At 73.2% G+C, this 18,529-nt stretch carries 16 protein-coding genes; 9 read left to right on the forward strand and 7 right to left on the reverse strand.

Annotated features, from left to right (window positions below; genetic code table 11):
- Positions 1-8: 8 nt before the first annotated feature.
- A complete protein-coding gene (locus tag ACIBBD_RS04845) occupies positions 9-1,532 on the forward strand; it encodes an aldehyde dehydrogenase family protein (protein WP_399417854.1) in 1,524 nt (507 codons plus the stop codon).
- 415 nt (positions 1,533-1,947) lie between these two features.
- Complete coding sequence (locus ACIBBD_RS04850; RefSeq protein WP_399417855.1) at positions 1,948-2,724, forward strand: sulfite exporter TauE/SafE family protein; 777 nt, start codon at positions 1,948-1,950, stop codon at positions 2,722-2,724.
- 373 nt (positions 2,725-3,097) lie between these two features.
- Here ACIBBD_RS04850 and ACIBBD_RS04855 read toward each other — a convergent pair whose 3' ends face one another.
- Both ACIBBD_RS04855 and ACIBBD_RS04860 read right to left on the reverse strand, forming a co-directional pair.
- Positions 3,098-3,970: a universal stress protein gene (locus ACIBBD_RS04855; protein WP_399417856.1), complete on the reverse strand. Its 873-nt coding sequence runs from the start codon at positions 3,968-3,970 to the stop codon at positions 3,098-3,100.
- A 422-nt stretch (positions 3,971-4,392) separates the two neighbouring features.
- Positions 4,393-5,187: an MBL fold metallo-hydrolase gene (locus tag ACIBBD_RS04860; RefSeq protein WP_399417857.1), complete on the reverse strand. Its 795-nt coding sequence runs from the start codon at positions 5,185-5,187 to the stop codon at positions 4,393-4,395.
- A gap of 88 nt (positions 5,188-5,275) precedes the next feature.
- Here ACIBBD_RS04860 and ACIBBD_RS04865 point away from each other — a divergent pair, with 88 nt between their 5' ends.
- Positions 5,276-5,887 (forward strand): ABATE domain-containing protein, encoded by a 612-nt coding sequence (locus tag ACIBBD_RS04865; protein ID WP_399417858.1) that lies wholly within the window; start codon positions 5,276-5,278, stop codon positions 5,885-5,887.
- A gap of 312 nt (positions 5,888-6,199) precedes the next feature.
- On the opposite strand, the gene ACIBBD_RS04870 is transcribed toward ACIBBD_RS04865, so the two are convergent.
- Together ACIBBD_RS04870 and ACIBBD_RS04875 are read right to left on the reverse strand one after the other, a co-directional pair.
- The gene (locus ACIBBD_RS04870; RefSeq protein WP_399417859.1) at positions 6,200-7,654 is read right to left on the reverse strand and encodes a GH1 family beta-glucosidase; all 1,455 of its coding nucleotides are present in this window, start codon (positions 7,652-7,654) and stop codon (positions 6,200-6,202) included.
- Positions 7,655-8,011: 357 nt separating this feature from the next.
- A complete protein-coding gene (locus tag ACIBBD_RS04875) occupies positions 8,012-9,028 on the reverse strand; it encodes a LacI family DNA-binding transcriptional regulator (protein WP_399417860.1) in 1,017 nt (338 codons plus the stop codon).
- Positions 9,029-9,417: 389 nt separating this feature from the next.
- Here ACIBBD_RS04875 and modA point away from each other — a divergent pair, with 389 nt between their 5' ends.
- Genes modA through ACIBBD_RS04890 form a run of 3 tightly spaced genes read left to right on the forward strand, consistent with a single transcriptional unit; the run spans position 9,418 to position 12,172 of the window.
- Positions 9,418-10,242 (forward strand): molybdate ABC transporter substrate-binding protein, encoded by an 825-nt coding sequence (gene modA, locus ACIBBD_RS04880; protein WP_399418132.1) that lies wholly within the window; start codon positions 9,418-9,420, stop codon positions 10,240-10,242.
- A complete protein-coding gene (gene modB, locus ACIBBD_RS04885) occupies positions 10,239-11,099 on the forward strand; it encodes a molybdate ABC transporter permease subunit (protein ID WP_399417861.1) in 861 nt (286 codons plus the stop codon). Before modA ends, modB begins: the two co-directional genes overlap by 4 nt.
- Positions 11,096-12,172, forward strand: a complete 1,077-nt coding sequence (locus ACIBBD_RS04890) for an ABC transporter ATP-binding protein (protein WP_399417862.1) — start codon at positions 11,096-11,098, stop codon at positions 12,170-12,172. The genes modB and ACIBBD_RS04890 overlap by 4 nt, the downstream gene beginning before the upstream one ends.
- A gap of 176 nt (positions 12,173-12,348) precedes the next feature.
- Here the strand turns inward: ACIBBD_RS04890 and ACIBBD_RS04895 are convergent, their stop codons facing one another.
- Together ACIBBD_RS04895 and ACIBBD_RS04900 are read right to left on the reverse strand one after the other, a co-directional pair.
- The gene (locus tag ACIBBD_RS04895; protein WP_399417863.1) at positions 12,349-14,697 is read right to left on the reverse strand and encodes an ABC transporter permease; all 2,349 of its coding nucleotides are present in this window, start codon (positions 14,695-14,697) and stop codon (positions 12,349-12,351) included.
- The gene (locus ACIBBD_RS04900; RefSeq protein ID WP_399417864.1) at positions 14,694-15,401 is read right to left on the reverse strand and encodes an ABC transporter ATP-binding protein; all 708 of its coding nucleotides are present in this window, start codon (positions 15,399-15,401) and stop codon (positions 14,694-14,696) included. The genes ACIBBD_RS04895 and ACIBBD_RS04900 overlap by 4 nt, the downstream gene beginning before the upstream one ends.
- A gap of 211 nt (positions 15,402-15,612) precedes the next feature.
- On the opposite strand from ACIBBD_RS04900, the gene ACIBBD_RS04905 reads away from it, so the two are divergent.
- The 3 genes from ACIBBD_RS04905 (at position 15,613) to ACIBBD_RS04915 (ending at position 18,004) form a co-directional block, all read left to right on the forward strand.
- Positions 15,613-16,920, forward strand: a complete 1,308-nt coding sequence (locus tag ACIBBD_RS04905; protein ID WP_399417865.1) for a sensor histidine kinase — start codon at positions 15,613-15,615, stop codon at positions 16,918-16,920.
- On the forward strand, positions 16,917-17,711 hold the full coding sequence (locus ACIBBD_RS04910; protein ID WP_399417866.1) for a response regulator: 795 nt from the start codon (positions 16,917-16,919) through the stop codon (positions 17,709-17,711). The genes ACIBBD_RS04905 and ACIBBD_RS04910 overlap by 4 nt, the downstream gene beginning before the upstream one ends.
- Positions 17,712-17,848: 137 nt before the next feature.
- Complete coding sequence (locus tag ACIBBD_RS04915; RefSeq protein ID WP_399417867.1) at positions 17,849-18,004, forward strand: hypothetical protein; 156 nt, start codon at positions 17,849-17,851, stop codon at positions 18,002-18,004.
- Positions 18,005-18,042: 38 nt separating this feature from the next.
- Here ACIBBD_RS04915 and ACIBBD_RS04920 read toward each other — a convergent pair whose 3' ends face one another.
- Positions 18,043-18,408 carry a GNAT family N-acetyltransferase gene (locus ACIBBD_RS04920; protein ID WP_399417868.1) on the reverse strand — a complete coding sequence of 122 codons (366 nt, stop codon included), beginning with the start codon at positions 18,406-18,408 and terminating at the stop codon, positions 18,043-18,045.
- Positions 18,409-18,529: the final 121 nt, after the last annotated feature.

Raw genomic sequence — 18,529 nt, forward strand, 5'->3', positions numbered from 1 at the left:
AGGCCACCATGACCCGTTACGCGGCGCCCGGCACCGAGGGCGCGATCGTCTCCTACCAGGCGCGTTACGACCACTTCATCGGCGGCGAGTACGTGGCCCCGGCCCGGGGGCAGTACTTCGAGAACCCGTCTCCGGTGAACGGTCAGCCGTTCACGGAGGTGGCGCGCGGCACGGCGGAGGACGTGGAACGGGCGCTGGACGCGGCGCACGCGGCCGCGCCCGGCTGGGGCCGGACGTCGGCGACCGAGCGCTCCGACATCCTGCTGAAGATCGCCGACCGGATGGAGGCGTACCTGGAGCCGCTGGCGGTCGCGGAGAGCTGGGAGAACGGAAAGCCGGTCCGCGAGACGCTGGCGGCGGACATCCCGCTGGCCATCGACCACTTCCGCTACTTCGCCGGCGCGGTCCGCGCGCAGGAGGGTTCGCTCAGCGAGGTGGACGGCGACACCGTGGCGTACCACTTCCACGAGCCGCTCGGTGTCGTCGCGCAGATCATCCCGTGGAACTTCCCGATCCTGATGGCCGCGTGGAAGCTCGCGCCGGCCCTCGCCGCGGGCAACGCGGTCGTCATCAAGCCCGCCGAGCAGACACCGGTGTCGCTGCACTACTGGATGAGCCTGGTCGCGGATCTGCTGCCGCCGGGCGTGCTGAACATCGTCAACGGCTTCGGCGAGGAGGCGGGCAAGCCGCTCGCGTCGAGCGCGCGGGTGGCGAAGGTCGCGTTCACGGGTGAGACGTCCACGGGCCGGTTGATCATGCGGTACGCCGCGGAGAACCTGAAGCCGGTCACGCTGGAGCTGGGCGGCAAGTCGCCGAACATCTTCTTCGACGACGTGTGGGAGAAGGACGACGACCTGCGCGACAAGGCCCTGGAGGGCTTCACGATGTTCGCGCTGAACCAGGGCGAGGTGTGCACCTGCCCGTCGCGCGGCCTCATCCAGAGCGGCAACTACCCCGACTTCCTCGCCGCGGCGGTCGCCCGCACCGAGCTGATCAAGCCGGGTCACCCCCTCGACACCGAGACGATGATCGGCGCCCAGGCCTCGGGCGAGCAGCTCGCGAAGATCCTCTCCTACATCGACATCGGCCGCCAGGAGGGCGCCAAGGTCCTCACGGGCGGGGAACGCGCGGAGTACGACGGCGAGTTGAAGGGCGGCTACTACGTCCGTCCGACCATCTTCGAGGGCGACAACCGTATGCGGATCTTCCAGGAGGAGATCTTCGGACCGGTCGTCTCGGTGGCCTCGTTCGACGACTTCGACGACGCCATCAAGATCGCCAACGACACGTCGTACGGGCTCGGGGCCGGGGTGTGGACGCGGGACATCAACACCGCGTACCGCGCCGGCCGGGCGATCCAGGCGGGCCGCGTCTGGACGAACTGCTACCACGCCTACCCGGCGCACGCGGCGTTCGGCGGCTACAAGCAGTCCGGGATCGGCCGCGAGACGCACAAGATGATGCTGGAGCACTACCAGCAGACGAAGAACCTCCTGGTGTCGTACTCGCCGAAGAGGCTGGGCTTCTTCTAGACCCAGAAGAGGGGCGCCTGACCAGGGAAGATGCCCGTCGGGCGCCCTTGTCGGCGCACCTGAGCGGTGAGTCGGAACACGCCGTCCCTTCCGCGCGGCCTGGGGGCTCCGGGGGGCGGCCGCACCGCCGCCGCCCTGGTGCACGCGCTCGGTCGGCGACCTCCTGCGAGGTGGTACGGAGCGTGAGGGCATCCACCACGGTGGTGCACCGAGATCGCCACGATGCGGGCGTCCGCGGCCATCGTCCGGGCCGACCAGCCGGCCTCCGGGACGACCGCCCCCCACGCTCCGTCCTCCGGTGGCGTAGTGGGAGGCGGCGCACCGCGCCTGCTGTCTGTGAACGTCTCATTGCGTACCGGCCGCACCGCGGACGGCCCGCTGACACTGGTCCTGTGATCGACGGACGGGGGCGACGGTGGACGTGTGGTTGGCGTGCGGAGGGCTGTCCGCGGGGCTGCTGGTCGCGGTGATGACCGTGCCAGTCGGGGTGTCGGGCGCGGTGTTCCTGCTTCCGGTCCAGCTGAGCGTCCTCTCGGTGCCGGGCCCCGCCGTCACGCCGACCAATCTGCTGTTCAACGTCGTCGCCGGGCCGGGCGCCCTGTGGCGCTACCGCCGGGACGGAACGTTGCGCGGGGCGCTGCCCCGGCGTCTCGTTCTCGGCGCGCTGCCCGGGGTGGTCATCGGCGCCGTCATCCGGGTCTTCGCCCTGCCCGGCTCGGCCGTCTTCCGACTCCTGATGGCCGCCCTCCTGTTTCCGCTGGGCCTGTGGCTGTGCGCGCGTACCCTGCGTCCGGCCCGTAGGGCCGCCGAGCCGTCCGCGCGCGCCGTCACCGGCCTGGCCGTGGTGGCCGGAATGGTGGGCGGCATCTATGGAATCGGCGGCGGCTCCCTCCTCGGACCGATCCTTGTCGGCAGGGGTATGCCCGTCTCCCGCGTCGCTCCCGCCGCCCTCGCCGCCACCTTCGCGACCTCGCTCGCCGGTGCGGGCGCGTACGGGGTGCTGTCTGTGGTCGGTTCCGGAAACGTGGCGCCCCACTGGTGGCTGGGTCTGGCCTGCGGCACCGGTGGCCTGATCGGCGGCTATCTCGGCGCCCGCCTCCAGCACTGCCTGCCGGAGACCGCCCTGCGACTCCTCCTGGGAACGCTCGCCGCGGCCCTCGGCGCCCTGTACGCCGTCCAAGTCCTGCGATGACGCAGGAGAACTCCGTCACCCACGATCGATGTCGGGGCCGCGGTCGTGACGGGCGGTCGCCAAAGGGCGCTCGTCCGGAGCCCGGCGCCGGCTCGCGGCGCGCTGACGGGGTTCGCCCCGGCGCGGCGGCCGGTGCACGACGGTCCGGCGTCGTCCCTGCCCTCGGCCGGGCGAGCGGGCGGGGGCTGGAGCAGTGCGGCCGCAGCAGTGCGCACCAGGGGGTTCTCGGCTCCCGGCTGTCTCGGACTTCGGGGAGTTCGGCGGACTTCGCGCCGGTTCGCCGCCCTCGGCCGCCCGGCGCCTTCTCATCGTGTGGCGGGCCCGCCGACGCCACCCGGGCCGTCCGGGGCAGGGGCCCGGGCCGTTCGCCGCGTCACGCCGGGACCGTGATGACGGGACAGCGGGCGTGGTGCAGCACCCCCTGGCTCACCGAGCCCAGCAGCATGCCCGTGAAACCCCCGTGCCCCCGGGTGCCCACGACGAGACCCAGCGCGTGGTCCGAGGCTCCGACAAGGGCCTGCACCGGATGGCCGCGGACGACTTCGTGGTGCAGCTCCACCTCCGGATGCGTCGCCGTGCGACCCGCGACCATCTCGGACAGCACACGGCGGCACTCCCCCACCGCGGCATCCTCGTCCAGAACACCCAGCAGCGGCGGATGCCACACGTACAGGGCCCGCAGGACTGCTCCCCGCAGGGCCGCCTCCTCGAACGCCACGTCCACCGCCGCGGCCGAATGGGGACTGCCGTCGACGCCGACCACGTAGTACGCGGGCTGCTGGGTGATGTGCTCCGCTTCCGGTACGACGACGACCGGGCAGGGAGCGTGGGCGGTGAGCGGGAGTGCCACCGAGGCGGAGGTGAACATCTCACGACGTCTGCTGAGGTGCCAGGAGCCCACCACGACCAGGGAGGCGCTGGGCGCCTCCTCGCGCAGGACCCACGCCGGCTCTCCCTCCGCCAGCAGCGTCGACACCTCCACCGCCGGCCGCCGGGACTCGACGAAGGTGACCGCCTCCTCGAGCACCTGGTCACCGGCGCCGTGCAGCGCCCGGTTCCACTCCTCCCAGGAAGGCCGCACCTCCCCCGACCGGTATCCGCCGGTCGGCATGCCCTGGGCGTGAACGAGCCGCAACGGCAGGCCACGCAGATCGGCTTCGTCGGCGGCCCAGGCGAGCGCCAGCCGCTTCGAAGGATCGGGTTCGACGCCCACCACGATCGGCCGACGCGCGTCCGCACGAGTCATGGGGCCTCCAGGGGGTCTCCGCTCCGCCGTCCGTTCGTTCGCTGTCCTTCCAGCCTCGCCCCTGCCGTCGAGCGCCGCCACGCCACGGCGTGTCGTCCGTGCTGGTCGGCCCCGGCGTTCGGCACCCAGGCGGGCGTGGTGGTCGATGAGGCCGGGGGCGTCCGCGGCGGCGGGGTTGACGGCCTGCTCCACCGGGGCGCCCTGGAGGAGGCGTCTGGCGGGGACCTCGGCGCCCCTCCCCCGCCCCCGCCTGACCGGCCGCCCCAGCTCGGCGATCCGCTCGGGGACATGGGGGGGCGAGGGCGGTGGCAGGGATGACGTAGGGGACGCGGATGCGGGGGTGGCCGTGGCGGGGAGCCGTCACGTTCGGCGGGTCCGCGCCCCGGCTGGGACGGGGACGGCGGGAGACGGGCCGGAGGCGGTCAGCCCCGCTGCCCCCAGTCCAGGCGGTCGGCCAGACCCTCCGCGGTGAAGGCGGCCGCCAGTTCGTCCCGGCCCTCGGTGAAGTGGGCCCAGCTGTCGTAGTGGACGGGGACGATCCGGCGGGCGCCGAGGATCTGGGCGGCCTCGGCGGTCTGGGCGCTGTCCAGGACGAGGCAGGCGCCGTCCCAGATGACGGAGAAGCGGGGCGCGCCGGCGAAGAGGAGGGCGGTGTCGACCGGGCCGAAGCGTTCGGCGATCTCCTTGACCGCGTCGAGGGAGGCGTTGTCGCCACTGACGTAGACCGTCGGCAGCCCGTCTCCGGTCAGCACGAAGCCGACGACCTGGCCGGTTATGGGCTCGACCTGCTCACGCGGGCCGGGGCCGTGGACGGCGGGGACACCGGTGACGGTGACCGTGCCGCCACCGGGGCGGTCCAGTTCGACCGACTCCCAGTCGGCCAGGCCCTTGGCCCTGTCCCCGAGTCGCTGTCCGCCGCCTGGCGTGGTGAGGGTGAGGGGGACGTCGGCGAGCAGGGCGCGGCCGGAGGTGTCGAGGTTGTCGGCGTGCTCGTCGTGGGAGAGCAGGACCACGTCGACACGGCCGAGGTCGGAGGGCCCGCCGTCGGAAGGGGCGGTCTTGGTCAGGAGCGGGCCGCCCGGGGACGGGTAGTCCCCGGGGGCGTCGAACGTCGGGTCGGTCAGGAAACGCAGGCCGCCGTATTCGAAGAGGGCGGTCGGACCGCCGAAGACGCGGACGGGGAAGTGGTGCTCGGTGGATGTGGCGACAGAAGCCATGAAAGAAACCTCACGGATGATTTGTGGGCTATCCGTGAGCGACCCTAGCAGCATCTCACGGATGAACGTGAGGCGTACCATGAGACCCATGAACGAGACCGCGACCGCAGAGCCGGCCCCGCCGCCCGCGCCGGGCGAGGAGCAGTACCCCTCCCTCGCACTCGCCAACAGCGCCATCGCCCTGCCCGGCGGGCAGTTCATCGACCTCCTGGGCACACCGGCCGCGGCGAACCGATGGCTCGTCGACCACGGCCTCGCGCCGGCCGATGCCGGCATGCGGGAGATGTGTGCCGCACAGCTGCGCGCGCTGCGGGAACAGATCAGGACGCTGCTGGCCTCCCGCGTCGCCGCGCTGCCCGCGATCCCCGCCGCGGTGGCCGCCGTCAACGACGCCCTGACGCGCGTCCCCACGGCCCCGCTGCTGCAGTGGGACGAGAAGAGCGGTCCCTACCGGACCACGCCGCACCCCACGACCGCGATCGTCGACCACGCTCTGGCGACCCTCGCCACAGACGCCGCCGACCTGCTCACCTCCGCCGAGGCCGAACGCCTCACCGACTGCGGCTCCCCGCCCTGCAACCGCTACCTGCTGCGTCACGGCCGCCGCCACTGGTGCTCGACCCGCTGCGGCGACCGCGCCCGGGCCGCCCGCGCCTACGCCCGCCGCACCCAGCCCCGAGCAGAGGACGGCACGGAGTAGGCGTCCCGGCCTTCCGCGCCCGTTCGGTGACCTGCTCGCCCGCCGCTGCGCGGACCGGGCAGTCCGCGGGAGGTCGCACACGGTCCTCGCTGCGGGACGGGACGACGTGCTCTGCCTGGGGCAGCGCCGCTGCCGGCGCCCCGAACCGTTCCAGCACCCGGGCGACGCCGTCCCCGACCCCGTCGGCGCGCCCGGCTGACGCCCGCGGGGCCCCGACCGAGTCCAGGCGTGCCCCACGGCGCCGTCGGCGGTCCGGCGGTCCGGCGGTCCGGCGGTCCGGCGGTCCGGCGGTCCGGCGACGAGACGACTCCGTCAGCGGCCCCGTGCGGCCGGCAGTGGCGGGATGCTCCCCGTCACCGCCAGGTCCCGGTACCACAGGGCGCTGTCCTTCGGCGTACGGCGCTGGGTCTCGTAGTCGACGTGGACGATGCCGAAGCGCTTGGAGTACCCGTAGCCCCATTCGAAGTTGTCCATCAGCGACCACACGAAGTACCCGCGCAGATCGACGCCGGAGGCGAGTGCCCGGTGGGCGGCCGCGAGGTGGCGGCGGAGGTAGTCGATGCGCTCGGGGTCGTGGACCGCGTGGGTGCCGTCGGAGCGGGCGGAGAGCTGGTCGTCGAAGGCCGCTCCGTTCTCGGTGATGACCAGGGGCAGGTTCGGGAACCGGGTGTGCAGGTCCAGGAGGAGCTCTTCGAGCCCCTCCGGGTCGATGTTCCAGCCCATGGCGGTGTGCGGGCCCTCCTGTTCGAGGAACTCGACCTGGGGCGAACCGGGCCAGGGTGAGCCGCCCACGTCCTTGTGGCCGTCGTGGTTCTGACGCGGTGTGACCCCGTCCCACAGACGGACCGCTGTGGTGGCGTAGTAGTTGACCCCGAGCAGGTCCAGGGGCTGGTGGATCTCGGTGAGGTCGCCGTCCCGGACGAACGCCCAGTCGGTGACGGCGGCGGTGTCCTCGATGAGGTCCTCCGGGTAGTGGCCGCGCAGCAGGGGTTCGGTGAAGGAGCGGTTCGCCAGCGCGTCGATGCGGCGTACGGCCTCCTCGGCACCGTCGCCCCTGCCCCGCAGGACGTGGAAGTTGAGGGTGATGGAGTACTGCGGGGTGTTGGTGGTGACCGCCCTGAGCTGTTGGACCGCCAGGCCGTGGGCGAGGTTGAGGTGGTGGACCGCGGTCAGCGCCGCGGCGCCGTCGGTACGGCCGGGGGCGTGGGCTCCGGATCCGTAGCCGAGGTAGGCGGAGCACCACGGTTCGTTCAGAGTGGTCCAGACGGCGACGCGGTCGCCGAGGGCTTCGCCGCAGACACGGGCGTAGTCGGCGAAGGCGTGGGCGGTCTCGCGGCTCGTCCAGCCGCCGGTGTCCTCGAGAGCCTGGGGCAGGTCCCAGTGGTAGAGCGTCGCGACGGGGGTGATGCCCCGGTCGAGGAGGCCGTCGACCAGACGGCGGTAGAAGTCCAGCCCCTTGGGGTTCGCCGGGCCCCGGCCGGTGGGCTGGATGCGCGGCCAGGCGAGGGAGAACCGGTAGGCGCCCAGGCCCAGGGACGCCATGAGATCGAGGTCTTCCTCGAGGCGGTGGTAGTGGTCGGCGGCGATGTCGCCGGTGTCCCCGTTCCAGGTCTTGCCCGGGCTGTGGGAGAAGGTGTCCCAGATCGAGGGACCGCGACCGTCCTCGGTGGCGGCGCCTTCGATCTGGTAGGCCGCGGTCGCGGAGCCGAAGAGGAAGTGGGCGGGGAACGCCGCGGGCTGCGTGTGCTCGTTCCTGGAGGTCGGCATGCACGTCTCTCTCTGAAGTCTGTGCGGATGGTCCAGGTGCTGGCGGATCGGGCGAGTCGACGTCCGGGGGGCCGTCGGCACCCCTTCGGCGGCGAGAGGGCGAGAACGCGCCGCGGCGCCGTCGGCGCGGCCGGGGGCGGGGCCGGGGCCCTCGGGCTCCCCGCTCACATTCGATGTCGTGCCGGCCCTTGAGGGCAGGCTGTTCCACCGGTCCTCCCGCCGGATCCAGGGGAGATGTTAACGTTAACAAGCCGTTCAAGCCCGCGTCCCGGCGAATTCCGCGCCCACCTCGCACCCGCCTCGCAGTGCTCTTTCCTGCCCTCGGAGGACGACGGGCTCCCGCGTCGACGACTCGCTTCAGGAAGCCGCGCGGGGCGCGGCGGTGCTGCGCCGTACGACAAGTCGCGGCGCGATTTTCCGTCGTTGCGGCGGCTCGCCGCCCAGCATGCGCACCAGCAGCTCGATGGCGCCCTTGCCGAGGTGGAAGAAGTCCTGGCGGACCGTGGTCAGGGCGGGCACGAGGTACCCGGCGCCCTTCATGTCGTCGAAGCCGACGAGTGACACGTCCTGCGGCACCTTCACGCCCCGTTCCGCGAACGCCGCCAGCACTCCCATCGCCATCTGGTCGTTCCCCGCGAAGACCGCGGTCGGCAGGCCGGCGCCGTCCGCGCAGAGTGCGTGAGCGAGGCGGAACCCGCTCTCCGCGGTGAAGTCGCCCTCCAGCACGGCTCCCTCCGCTCCCGCGGTGGCGAGCTCGGCCTGCCAGCCGTCGAGACGGGCCCGGGCGTCGAAGGTGCGCAGGGCACCCGTCAGATGGGCGATGCGCCGGTGCCCGAGGTCGAGCAGGTGGCGCACCGCGAGACGGGCGCCGAGTTCCTGATCGACCTCGACGAAGCCCAGACCCGGGTTGGGGACACTGCCGGACATCACCACCGCCACCGGAACCCCGAGGGCGAGGCCGGACAGCGCCTCCACGGCGATGGGCCGGTCGGTGACCACCGCGATCGCCTCCACCGACTGATCGGTGAGCCGCTGCAACGCCTCCACGAGGTCACCGGTGGTGCTCTCGCCCTGCCAGCTCGCCAGACTCACCCAGTAACCGGCCTGCCGGGCGGCCGTCTCCACGCCCAGCAGGATCCGGGGCAGCTCGAACAGCTCCGACCCGACGATCACCACGCCGATCGTCGACGAACGGCGGCTCTTGAGGGCCCTGGCCACACTGTTGCGGCGATAGCCCAGCTTGCGGATCGCGGCCTCGACGCGGGCCCGGGTCTCCGGCCGTACCGACGGATGGCCGTTGACGACCCGGGAGACGGTGATGTGTGAGACGCCGGCCTCCCGTGCCACGTCCATCATTCCTGGTGGCCGGTTCATCCCACTCGTTCCTCTGCCCTCGCCCCCGGCACGCGGCCCTGCGTCCACCGCCGATCCTGTCACAGGCGTCGGACCGCATCCCGCTGCCGGTACGACCGCCCTACGGCTCCGGGGACGGAGCTCGCTGGACGGCGGACGGCGGCGCCGCCACCCCGGGGGGCCTGCCGCGCCATGGACCACCACGTCCCGGAGACCGCACCCGCACCCGCATCCGCGTCCTGTATCAACGCACATGCCCACCCGACAGGACGTAATCCCGGCTCGTGCGAATCCACAGGCGCCTTTCACCTCGCATCTGCGGCAGTATCATCAGCGCATGCAGACCGTCGGATCGGGGATGCGGCACCGCACGTGAGTGAGTCCGTCAGGACCAGAGGGAGTGACCCGTGTTGAACCGAACCGCACGCTTGACCCGCCGGAACCGCCGGACCCTGCGGGTGGCCGGTGCCGGCGCCGCCGCGCTGCTCGCCCTGAGCGCCTGCTCGTCGTCCGACGGCTCCTCGTCGGCGAAGTCCGGCACCTCCTCGTCGGACGAGCTCTCCGGCACGGTGACCGTCTTCGCCGCCGCCTCCCTGCAGGAGGGTTTCGAGACGCTGGGCAAGCAGTTCGAGAAGGAGCACCCCGGCACGAAGGTCACCTTCAGCTTCGGTGGCAGCGACTCCCTCGCCGCGAGCGTCACCGGCGGCGCTCCGGCGGACGTGTTCGCCTCGGCCAGCACCGGGACGATGAAGATCGTGACGGATGCGGGGGACGCCTCGGGCACGCCCGTGACCTTCGTCCGCAACCAGCTGGAGATCGCCACCCTCCCCGGCAACCCGGACAGGATCTCCTCGCTGAAGGACCTCACCAGGTCGGACCTGAAGGTCGTGCTGTGCGACAAGGAGGTGCCGTGCGGCGCCGCCGCCCAGAAGGCGCTGCGGGCCGGCGGCCTCGAGCTCACCCCCGTCTCCTACGAGCCGGACGTCAAGAGCGCGCTGACGAAGGTCGAGCTGAAGGAAGCCGACGCCGCCGTCGTCTACAGGACGGACGTGCGCGCGGCCGGTGACAAGGTGGAGGGCGTGGACTTCCCCGAATCCGCCGACGCCGTCAACGACTACCCGATCACCCTGCTCGAGAACGCGCCGAACGCCGAGGCCGCCAGGGCGTTCATCGCGCTCGTGCGGTCCGCCGAGGGCCGGCGGGTCCTGACCGGCGCCGGGTTCCTCGAGCCGTGATCCCGACCGACAAGGCCGACGCCGCGCCCGGCACCCCACAGGGCGGGCCGCGGCGTGGGCGTGCCCGGACGGACGTCCGCCGCGGCGTGCCGCTTCCGCTGCTGGTGCCCGCGCTGATCGGCCTGGCCTTCCTGATCGTGCCGCTGATCGCCCTGCTCGTACGGGCCCCGTGGCGCAGCCTGCCCGGACAGCTGACCAGCGCCGAGGTGTGGCAGACACTCCAGTTGTCCCTGGTCTGCGCCACCGCGGCGACCGCGGTGAGCCTGGTCGTCGGTGTTCCGCTGGCCTGGCTGCTGGCCCGGGTCGAGTTCCCCGGCCGCAGCGTCGTACGGGCTCTGGTGACCCTGCCGCTCGTCCTGCCGCCGGTCGTCGGCGGCGTCGCCCTGCTCATGGCGCTCGGCCGCAACGGCATCGTCGGCACATGGCTCGACGCGTGGTTCGGCATCACGTTGCCGTTCACCACGGCCGGCGTGGTGGTGGCCGAGGCGTTCGTGGCCATGCCGTTCCTGGTGATCAGCGTCGAGGGCACCCTGCGCGCCGCCGACCCGCGCTACGAGGAGGCGGCCACCACGCTCGGCGCCTCCCGCTTCACCGCGTTCCGCCGGGTCACGCTGCCCCTCATCGCGCCGGGCATCGCGGCGGGCGCGGTCCTGGCCTGGGCCCGGGCGCTCGGCGAGTTCGGCGCGACGATCACCTTCGCCGGCAACTTCCCCGGCCGCACCCAGACCATGCCGCTCGCCGTCTACCTGGCCCTGCAGAGCGACCCGGAGGCCGCGATCGCCCTCAGCCTGGTGATGCTGGCGGTGTCGATCGCGGTGCTGGCCGGGTTGCGCGACCGTTGGACGACCGCCGGATGACCGAGACCCACGACGTGCACGCCGACACCGCTGCGGACGGGCTCGACGCCCGCCTGGTGGTGGACCGCGGCACCTTCCGCCTCGACGTGGCCCTGACCGTCGCCCCCGGCGAGGTGGTCGCCCTGCTCGGCCCGAACGGCGCCGGCAAGTCCACCGCCCTGCGCGCCCTCGCCGGCCTGACCCCGCTCGCCGGCGGCCATCTGCGGCTGGACGGCACGGAGCTGGCCCGTACGCCGCCCGAGTCGCGCCCGGTCGGCGTCGTCTTCCAGGACTACCTGCTCTTCCCCCACCTCACGGCCCTCGACAACGTGGCCTTCGGACCGCGCTGCCAGGGCGCGTCCAAGGCGGAGGCCCGCGCGCAGGCGGCCGAGTGGCTGGACCGCCTGGGCCTCGCCGACCACGCCGGCGTCAAGCCCCGCAGGCTCTCCGGCGGCCAGGCCCAGCGCGTCGCCCTGGCCCGCGCCCTGGCCACCCGTCCGCGCCTGCTGCTCCTCGACGAGCCGCTGGCGGCCCTGGACGCCCGTACCCGCCTGGAGGTCCGCGCCCAGCTCCGCCGTCACCTGGCCGAGTTCGAGGCGGTCGCCGTACTGGTCACCCATGACCCGCTCGACGCCATGGTGCTGGCCGACCGTCTCGTCGTCGTCGAGCACGGACGGGTCGTGCAGCAGGGCAGCCCGTCCGGCATCGCCCGCCATCCCCGTACGGACTACATCGCCCGGTTGGTCGGCCTGAACCTCTACCGGGGCGAGGCCGAGGGTCACACCGTCCGTCTCGATGCCGGCCCGCCCGTCACGACCACGGAGGTGCTGTCCGGGCCGGTCTTCGTGGCGTTCCCGCCGAGCGCGGTCACCCTTCACCGCGACCGCCCGACGGGCTCCAGCGCCCGCAACCTGTGGCGCTGCGAGGTCGCCGGACTGGAGACCCACGGCGACCAGATCCGCGCCGACCTCACCGGCGAACTGCCCCTCGCCGCCGACCTCACCACGGTGGCCGCCGCCGACCTCGACCTGCGCCCGGGCACCCCGGTCTGGGCGACGGTGAAGGCGACGCAGACCCACGCCTACCCCGTCTGACCGGGCGTCCGAGCAGCACGGCTGCCGGTCGGCGCGGCTGCGCAACGCGTGTGCGGGGAATCCGGCGGCCCGGTCCCGGGCTTCACTCCGCGCGCCCCAGGGGGAGCGAAGCAGCCGGCCGACCCCCACCACTGCTTGCGGTGGGGGTCGGAGGCGCGAGCTCCGAGCGTGACCCCCTATTCGGTGCGCAGGGCCGTGGCGGTTCGGGTCCTGGCGGCCCACCCGGCGGGCAGGAGTGCGCCCAGGGTGGCGATGAGCAGGCCGCCGAGTGCGAGCGCGAGCAGTTCGGCTCCGTGGTAGACGGCGATGACGGAGTCGGGGAGGCGGAGCCCCACGCTGTCGCCCATCGCGGGCAGGACCCGGCCGTGCAGGGCCACGCCGAGCGGCACGCCCAGAGCGCCCGCGACCAGTCCGGTCACGACGACCGAGGTGAGGACCATCGCGACGGTCTGGCGGGGGGTCATGCCGAGTGCCTTGTGGACACCGATCTCCCGGACGCGCTCACGGGTGTCGAGCAGCACGCCGTTGAGCACGCCGAGCGCGGCGACGGCGACGAGCATCAGCGTGAGGATCACGGACAGCGCGTTGAGCGTGACGACCATGTCACCGCCGGCGTCGAGCCCGCCGGCCCGAGCGGTGACCCCCAGCGGTGCCAGATCCTCGTTCAGCGCGTCGACGTAGCCGGGCACGTCGGTGTCCGACGTGACCGCGATGTGATGGCTCGTCTCCGTCAGGTCGGGACGTGCGGCCGTGAGGGTCGAGGCGTCGGTGAAGACCTGCATGCCGTCGTTGCGGGGATCGAGGACCTCGCCGACGACCCGGACCGTGACCGGCTCGGCCAGGCCGTGCAGGGTGACGGCCTCGCCGACGCGGGTGCCGGTCGCGGCCAGGAAGGGGGTCGGGACCACGGCCTCGCCGGGCCTGTCGATCCAACGGCCCGAGACCATCGTGTAGCCGCCCCAGGAGGCGTCGCCGGTGAAGGCGATCACGTCGACGGTGCCGGTCAGGCCGGACACGGTCGCCCGTACCGTCGCGGCGCTGTAGTACGCACCGGTTCCGGCGGCGGCCTCGACGGCCGCGGCGACCGCGGCGGGATCGGCCTCGGTCTGCTGGTCGGGGTCACGGCCCTGGGGTCCGAAGTCCGGCAAGGGCGCGGGCACGACGACATCGGCGGCGTCGTGGGCCCTGGCTTTCATCACCTGGCCGAGCGAGGCGCTCATCCCCACGGTGAACGTGACGGCGATGGCGCCGAACAGGACGGCCGTGCCCATGGCCAGCGTGCGGGCGGGCCGTGCGAAGGGCCGGGCCAGACCCAGGGCCACCGGACGCGGCAACGGCAGCCGGCCGGCCAGTCGGGCCGCCCACCGGCCGCGCCCCGCCGAAGCGGTACGCCCGACGGCGAGCGCGTCGACCGTACGCAGCCGGCCGGCCCGCCAGGCACTCGCCCACGCGGTCCCCGCCACCAGGCCGAGGACCCCGGCGGTCACCGCCAGGTCGACCCAGGGGGCGACGGCCAGGGACGAGGTGCCGTAGACCTCCTCGGTCTCGGCCAGTACGGGGACGGCGAGCAGGTGGCCGGCGAGGACACCGAGGGCCGTGCCGACGGCGGCCGGGATCAGCACCTGGCCCACGTAGGCCCGCACGACCTGCGCCGGGGTGAAACCGACGGCCTTGAGGATGCCGATGCGGCGCGTTGCCGTGCCGACGGCCGACGCGACGACGTTGCCGACGATGAGCACCGACATGACCAGACCCAGGGCGCCGAACGCGATGAGGAACGGGACGTAGGGGGCGGTGTCGCGCCCGGCGGTCTTCCTGACGGTGAGCCATGACTGTTCACCGACGGCCGTTCCCGGTGGCAGGGATCGCTTCACGGCCCTGCCACCCGCGGTGATCCGCGCGGCGCTGTCCGCGTCGGTGAAGCGGTAGAGCATCTGGTAGCCGCCGCTGCCGGGCGCGGTGAGCGCCGGCATCTGGGACGGGACCACCCAGGCGTCAGCGGTACGCGTGACCGAGCGGGCCACACCGACCACCGTCAGCGTCGGACCACCCGACAGATCGGGGAAGACGATCTTCAAGCCGATGGTCGGCATGAGCGGGGAGTCGGCGGACAGCACGGTCTCGCCGGAGCGGGTGGGCCACCGCCCGTCGAGCAGTGCCACCTCGTCCACGTCCCGGCCGGGGTCGCCCCGGCCGACCACGGTCATCGGCCACCCGGGGCCGGCCCCGTCCGCCCGCGGGGTGAGCGTCGCGGTACGGAACGGCCCGGCCGCGCTGCTCACCCCCTCGGCGTCCCGGGACTTCGACAGCTGCCCGGCACTCACCTTGCGCGCGTCGAACTGCACGGACAGATGCGCGCCGCGCTGCTCGGCGAAGGCGTCGTCGAACGGCGCGCCGGAGACCACCAGCAGCGATCCGCCGAGGACCGAGGCGGCCACCGCCATCATCGTGGCGAGCCCGATCACCAGCGTCTGCAGCCGGCGTCGCCCCACCCCCGAGCGCACCACCGTGCCGAGCGCGCTCATCGGGCGGCCTCCGGGGCGACGTCCGGCGACCGGACGTCCTCGGTGATCCGGCCGTCGGCGATGTGGACCGTGCGGTGGGTGCAGGACCGGGCCAGAGTCAGGTCGTGGGTGACCACGACGATGGTCTGGCCCTCGGCGTTGAGGCCGGCGAGCAGCCTGCTGACGTCCTGTCCGGCGGCCGTGTCCAGGGCCCCGGTCGGTTCGTCGGCCAGGAGCAGCGTCGGCCGGTTCATCAACGCCCGGGCCACCGCGACGCGCTGCCGCTCGCCGCCGGACAGCCGTCCCGGGTGGACGCGGGCGTGCCGGTCGATGCCCAGCAGTTCCAGGAGTTCGGCCGCCCGGCGGTCCGCCTCGCCCCGCGCCATGCCCGCGAGCCGCGCGGGCAGGACGACGTTGTCGGTGACGGTCAGATCGTCGAGCAGGTTGAAGAACTGGAAGACCATGCCGATCTTCGACCGCCGGTAGCGCGCCGATCCGGCTTCGCCCAGCCGGTCCACCCGCACCCCGTCCACGGTGACGGTCCCCGTGTCGGGCCGGTCCAGGCCCGCGATCAGATGGAGCAGCGTGGACTTGCCGCTGCCGGAAGGGCCGAGGATCGCGACGGCCTCGCCGGGCTGCACGGTCAGCGACGCCTCGTGCAGGGCGGGCGGGCCGTCGTCGTAGCGGCGGCTCACCTCACGCAGTTCGATCACCGGCGTGGTCATCAGGGCTCCTCACGGACGGGCGGTTGACCGCGTGAACGCTAGGAGCGGGCCCGTCCCGTGCGCGTCGCCCGTACGAACCCATTGCGGTACCGCGCTGGGACTAGCCCCGAGGACGTCATCCCTGCGATGTAGGCGGCTGGTGTATCCGCCGCACCGGGAATGGCCATGGGGACGGACTCGGAGGGCCGCGCGCGGCGGTGACAATGAACCGGTGACGGACGTACGTACGACGCTGGGGCGGCTGCGGGACACCGCCCGCCGGACGGTCCGCGACGCCAGGCTTCCGAGCGGCCCACCGCTGCGGCTCACGCGGCGCGCCCGGCAGTTCGACGCGCTGGTGGCACTGGCCCTCGGCGTCACCACCGTCTACTACGGCATCGACAACGCCGACAACGTCGTGGTGCGTGAGATCGCTCCCGGCGTGGAGCGCGTCGTGCCGCGCCCGTCCGGTTCCGGCGGCCTGGCCTTCATGGTGACCCTCGCCGTCGTCGCCTCGGGTGCCCTGGCGCTGCGCCGCCGCTACCCGCTCGCCGTGCTGTGCGTCGTCACGGCCGCGACGCTGGCGACACCGCAGAGCGTCGGGCGGCTGACCTTCTACGCGTTCGTCATCGCCGTGTACGGCGCCGCCGTGTACAGCCCGTACCGGGTGGCGACCCTGGCGGCGCTGCCGGTGTCGGTCGTCCTGGTCGGCACCTCGGGGGACTCGGTGACACCGATCGTCCCGAACGAGTACATCGCCCTGCTGATCCTGCTCCCGATGGCCGTGGCCGCCGTCGGCCTGCGTACCTGGAAACTCCGCACCGACGAGGGCCGCACCCGGCTCTCCGCCCTGGAACGCGAACAGGCCGAGGCGCTGCGCCGGGCCGTCGAGCACGAGCGGGCCAGGATCGCCCGCGAACTGCACGACGTCGTCACGCACAACGTCAGCGTGATGATCATCCAGGCGGGTGCCGCCCGCAAGATCATGAAGGCCTCCCCCGAGCAGGCCGGCGAGGCGCTGCTCGCGGTCGAGGCGGGCGGGAGGGCGGCCATGACCGAGCTGCGCCACGTCATGGGGCTGCTCACCATGGCCGACGAGGGCGAGGGGACGGACGCAGACGCGGACCTGGCCGACACGGCGGCGGAGCTGGCTCCGCAACCCGGCCTGGGGCAGCTGGAAGGGCTGGTCGGACGGGTCCGGGACACCGGACTGCCCGTCGACCTGACCGTCACCGGCCCGCCCCGTCCCCTCCCGCCCGGCCTCGAACTCGCCGCCTACCGCGTGGTCCAGGAGGCCCTGACCAACACCGTGAAGCACGCGTCCGGCGCCACCGCCGCCGTGACCGTCGAGTACCGCCCGGACCGGCTCCGGGTGGAAGTCAGCGACACCGGTGGACACCCGGGGGCGGCCACCGGGAGCGGCCGGGGCCTGATCGGCCTGCGCGAGCGCCTCGCCGTATACGACGGAACCCTGAACACCGGCCGCCGCCTGACCGGCGGCTACCGTGTGGAGGCCCTGATCCCCTTGGAGACATCGTGACCGAGCCGCTGCGGGTGCTCCTCGCCGACGACCAGACCCTGGTCCGCACCGGGTTCCGGTTGATCCTCGGCGCCGACGGCATCGATGTCGTCGCCGAGGCGACCAACGGAACCGAGGCGGTCGAAGCGGTCCGCCGCACACGTCCCGACGTGGTCCTGATGGACGTCCGGATGCCCGAGATGGACGGCCTGGAGGCCACCCGCCGCATCCTCACCGGCGCCCCCGACGCACCTCGCGTCATCATCCTCACCACCTTCGACCTCGACCGGTACGTCTACGCGGCACTGTCCGCCGGGGCCAGCGGCTTCCTCCTCAAGGACGTCACCCCCGAGCACCTGACGGCGGCCGTCCGCACGGTCCGTACCGGCGACGCTCTTCTCGCGCCCGCCATCACCCGCCGACTCGTGCAGCGTTTTGCCGGAGGCGAACACCGGTACAGTGCCGGAGGCGGACATCGGTACAGTGCCGGAGGCGAACATCGGTACAGTGCCGGAGGCGGACATCGGTACAGCACCCAGCGCGGCAGCGACACCGACGCCCTCCACCGCGACCTCGCCTCGCTCACTCCGCGCGAACTGGAGGTACTCGGCCTGTTGGCCCGAGGACTGAGCAACGCCGAACTCGCCACCCGCCTCCACCTGGCCGAGGCGACCGTCAAGACGCACGTCGCCCGTATCCTCGCCAAGCTCGGACTCCGTGACCGTGTCCAGGCCGTCATCGTCGCCTACGAGACGGGGCTGGTCAGTGCCGGCGCACGCGAGGCCGCCCCGCAGTCCGCCGAGCAGACGTAGGCCTAAGCCGAGACGCGGAACCAGCAGCCGGAACCGGCTCGGAACGCCCGGCCGCCCACCCCTCGCCACCGGCGCGGCAGCAGTCGCAGTCGCAGTCGCAGTCGCAGTCGCAGTCGCAGTCGCAGTAGGAGCATGCGGTGCCCTACGGCGTCGTCGTGACCGTCGGTCCACCAGCGGTCTCCGCCGGGTCCGGTGGCCTGCCCGCCAGGACCGACGAAGTGGTCGACACCCTCACCGCCGGCGGCACCCCGGTCGGGGCGGCCGTCCTGAACACCGGCCGCGAGTTCTCGTGAGGCCCTGGGCCGAGCGCCGGGGCGGAGGGCAGGAGCGGTCAGGCCCGGCCGTCGGGGAGGGCGGCGGGCGGTACGGGCGCGGGCGATGCGGCGGAACCGGCGTGGCGGTCGGCCTGTACGGCGGTGGGCGTTCGGAGGCCGCGCCGCCACGCCACTTCGTCGGCGAGCGTTCCGGCGTCGCGGTACTGCCGCACCTGTGGTGCGCCGGGCAGCGCGGTGGCGACCTCGTCGACCGGTACCGTGCGGAACCCGAGCCGGGCCCAGAACGCGCCTGCTCCGGTCGAGAACAGGTAGGCGGTACGGGCTCCTTGTTCGGCGGTGTCCGCGAGGACGCGCTCGACCAGGCGCCGGGCCGCTCCGCAGCCGCGCAGGTCGGGGCGGACGGCGACGCTGCGCAGCAGCACCCGGTCACCCTCCCGCGGAAGTAGTGGGTGACCATGCCGGTGGTGCGTCCGGCGGCGGTGACCGCCCGCAGGGTCAGCCCTTCCAGGCCGCTCTCGGACACCACCTGCCACACGGCACCGG

Source organism: Streptomyces sp. NPDC051315, from assembly GCF_044455165.1.
In the GTDB taxonomy this organism is placed as follows: Bacteria; Actinomycetota; Actinomycetes; order Streptomycetales; family Streptomycetaceae; genus Streptomyces.

Coding starts and splice junctions, on each gene's coding strand:
- ACIBBD_RS04845 (WP_399417854.1), top strand. CDS start 9: ATGACCCGTTACGCGGCGCCCGGCACCGAGGGCGCGATCGTCTCCTAC.
- ACIBBD_RS04855 (WP_399417856.1), bottom strand. CDS start 3,970: ATGACTCGTGCGGACGCGCGTCGGCCGATCGTGGTGGGCGTCGAACCC.
- ACIBBD_RS04860 (WP_399417857.1), bottom strand. CDS start 5,187: ATGGCTTCTGTCGCCACATCCACCGAGCACCACTTCCCCGTCCGCGTC.
- ACIBBD_RS04865 (WP_399417858.1), top strand. CDS start 5,276: ATGAACGAGACCGCGACCGCAGAGCCGGCCCCGCCGCCCGCGCCGGGC.
- ACIBBD_RS04870 (WP_399417859.1), bottom strand. CDS start 7,654: ATGCCGACCTCCAGGAACGAGCACACGCAGCCCGCGGCGTTCCCCGCC.
- ACIBBD_RS04875 (WP_399417860.1), bottom strand. CDS start 9,028: ATGAACCGGCCACCAGGAATGATGGACGTGGCACGGGAGGCCGGCGTC.
- ACIBBD_RS04890 (WP_399417862.1), top strand. CDS start 11,096: ATGACCGAGACCCACGACGTGCACGCCGACACCGCTGCGGACGGGCTC.
- ACIBBD_RS04895 (WP_399417863.1), bottom strand. CDS start 14,697: ATGAGCGCGCTCGGCACGGTGGTGCGCTCGGGGGTGGGGCGACGCCGG.
- ACIBBD_RS04900 (WP_399417864.1), bottom strand. CDS start 15,401: ATGACCACGCCGGTGATCGAACTGCGTGAGGTGAGCCGCCGCTACGAC.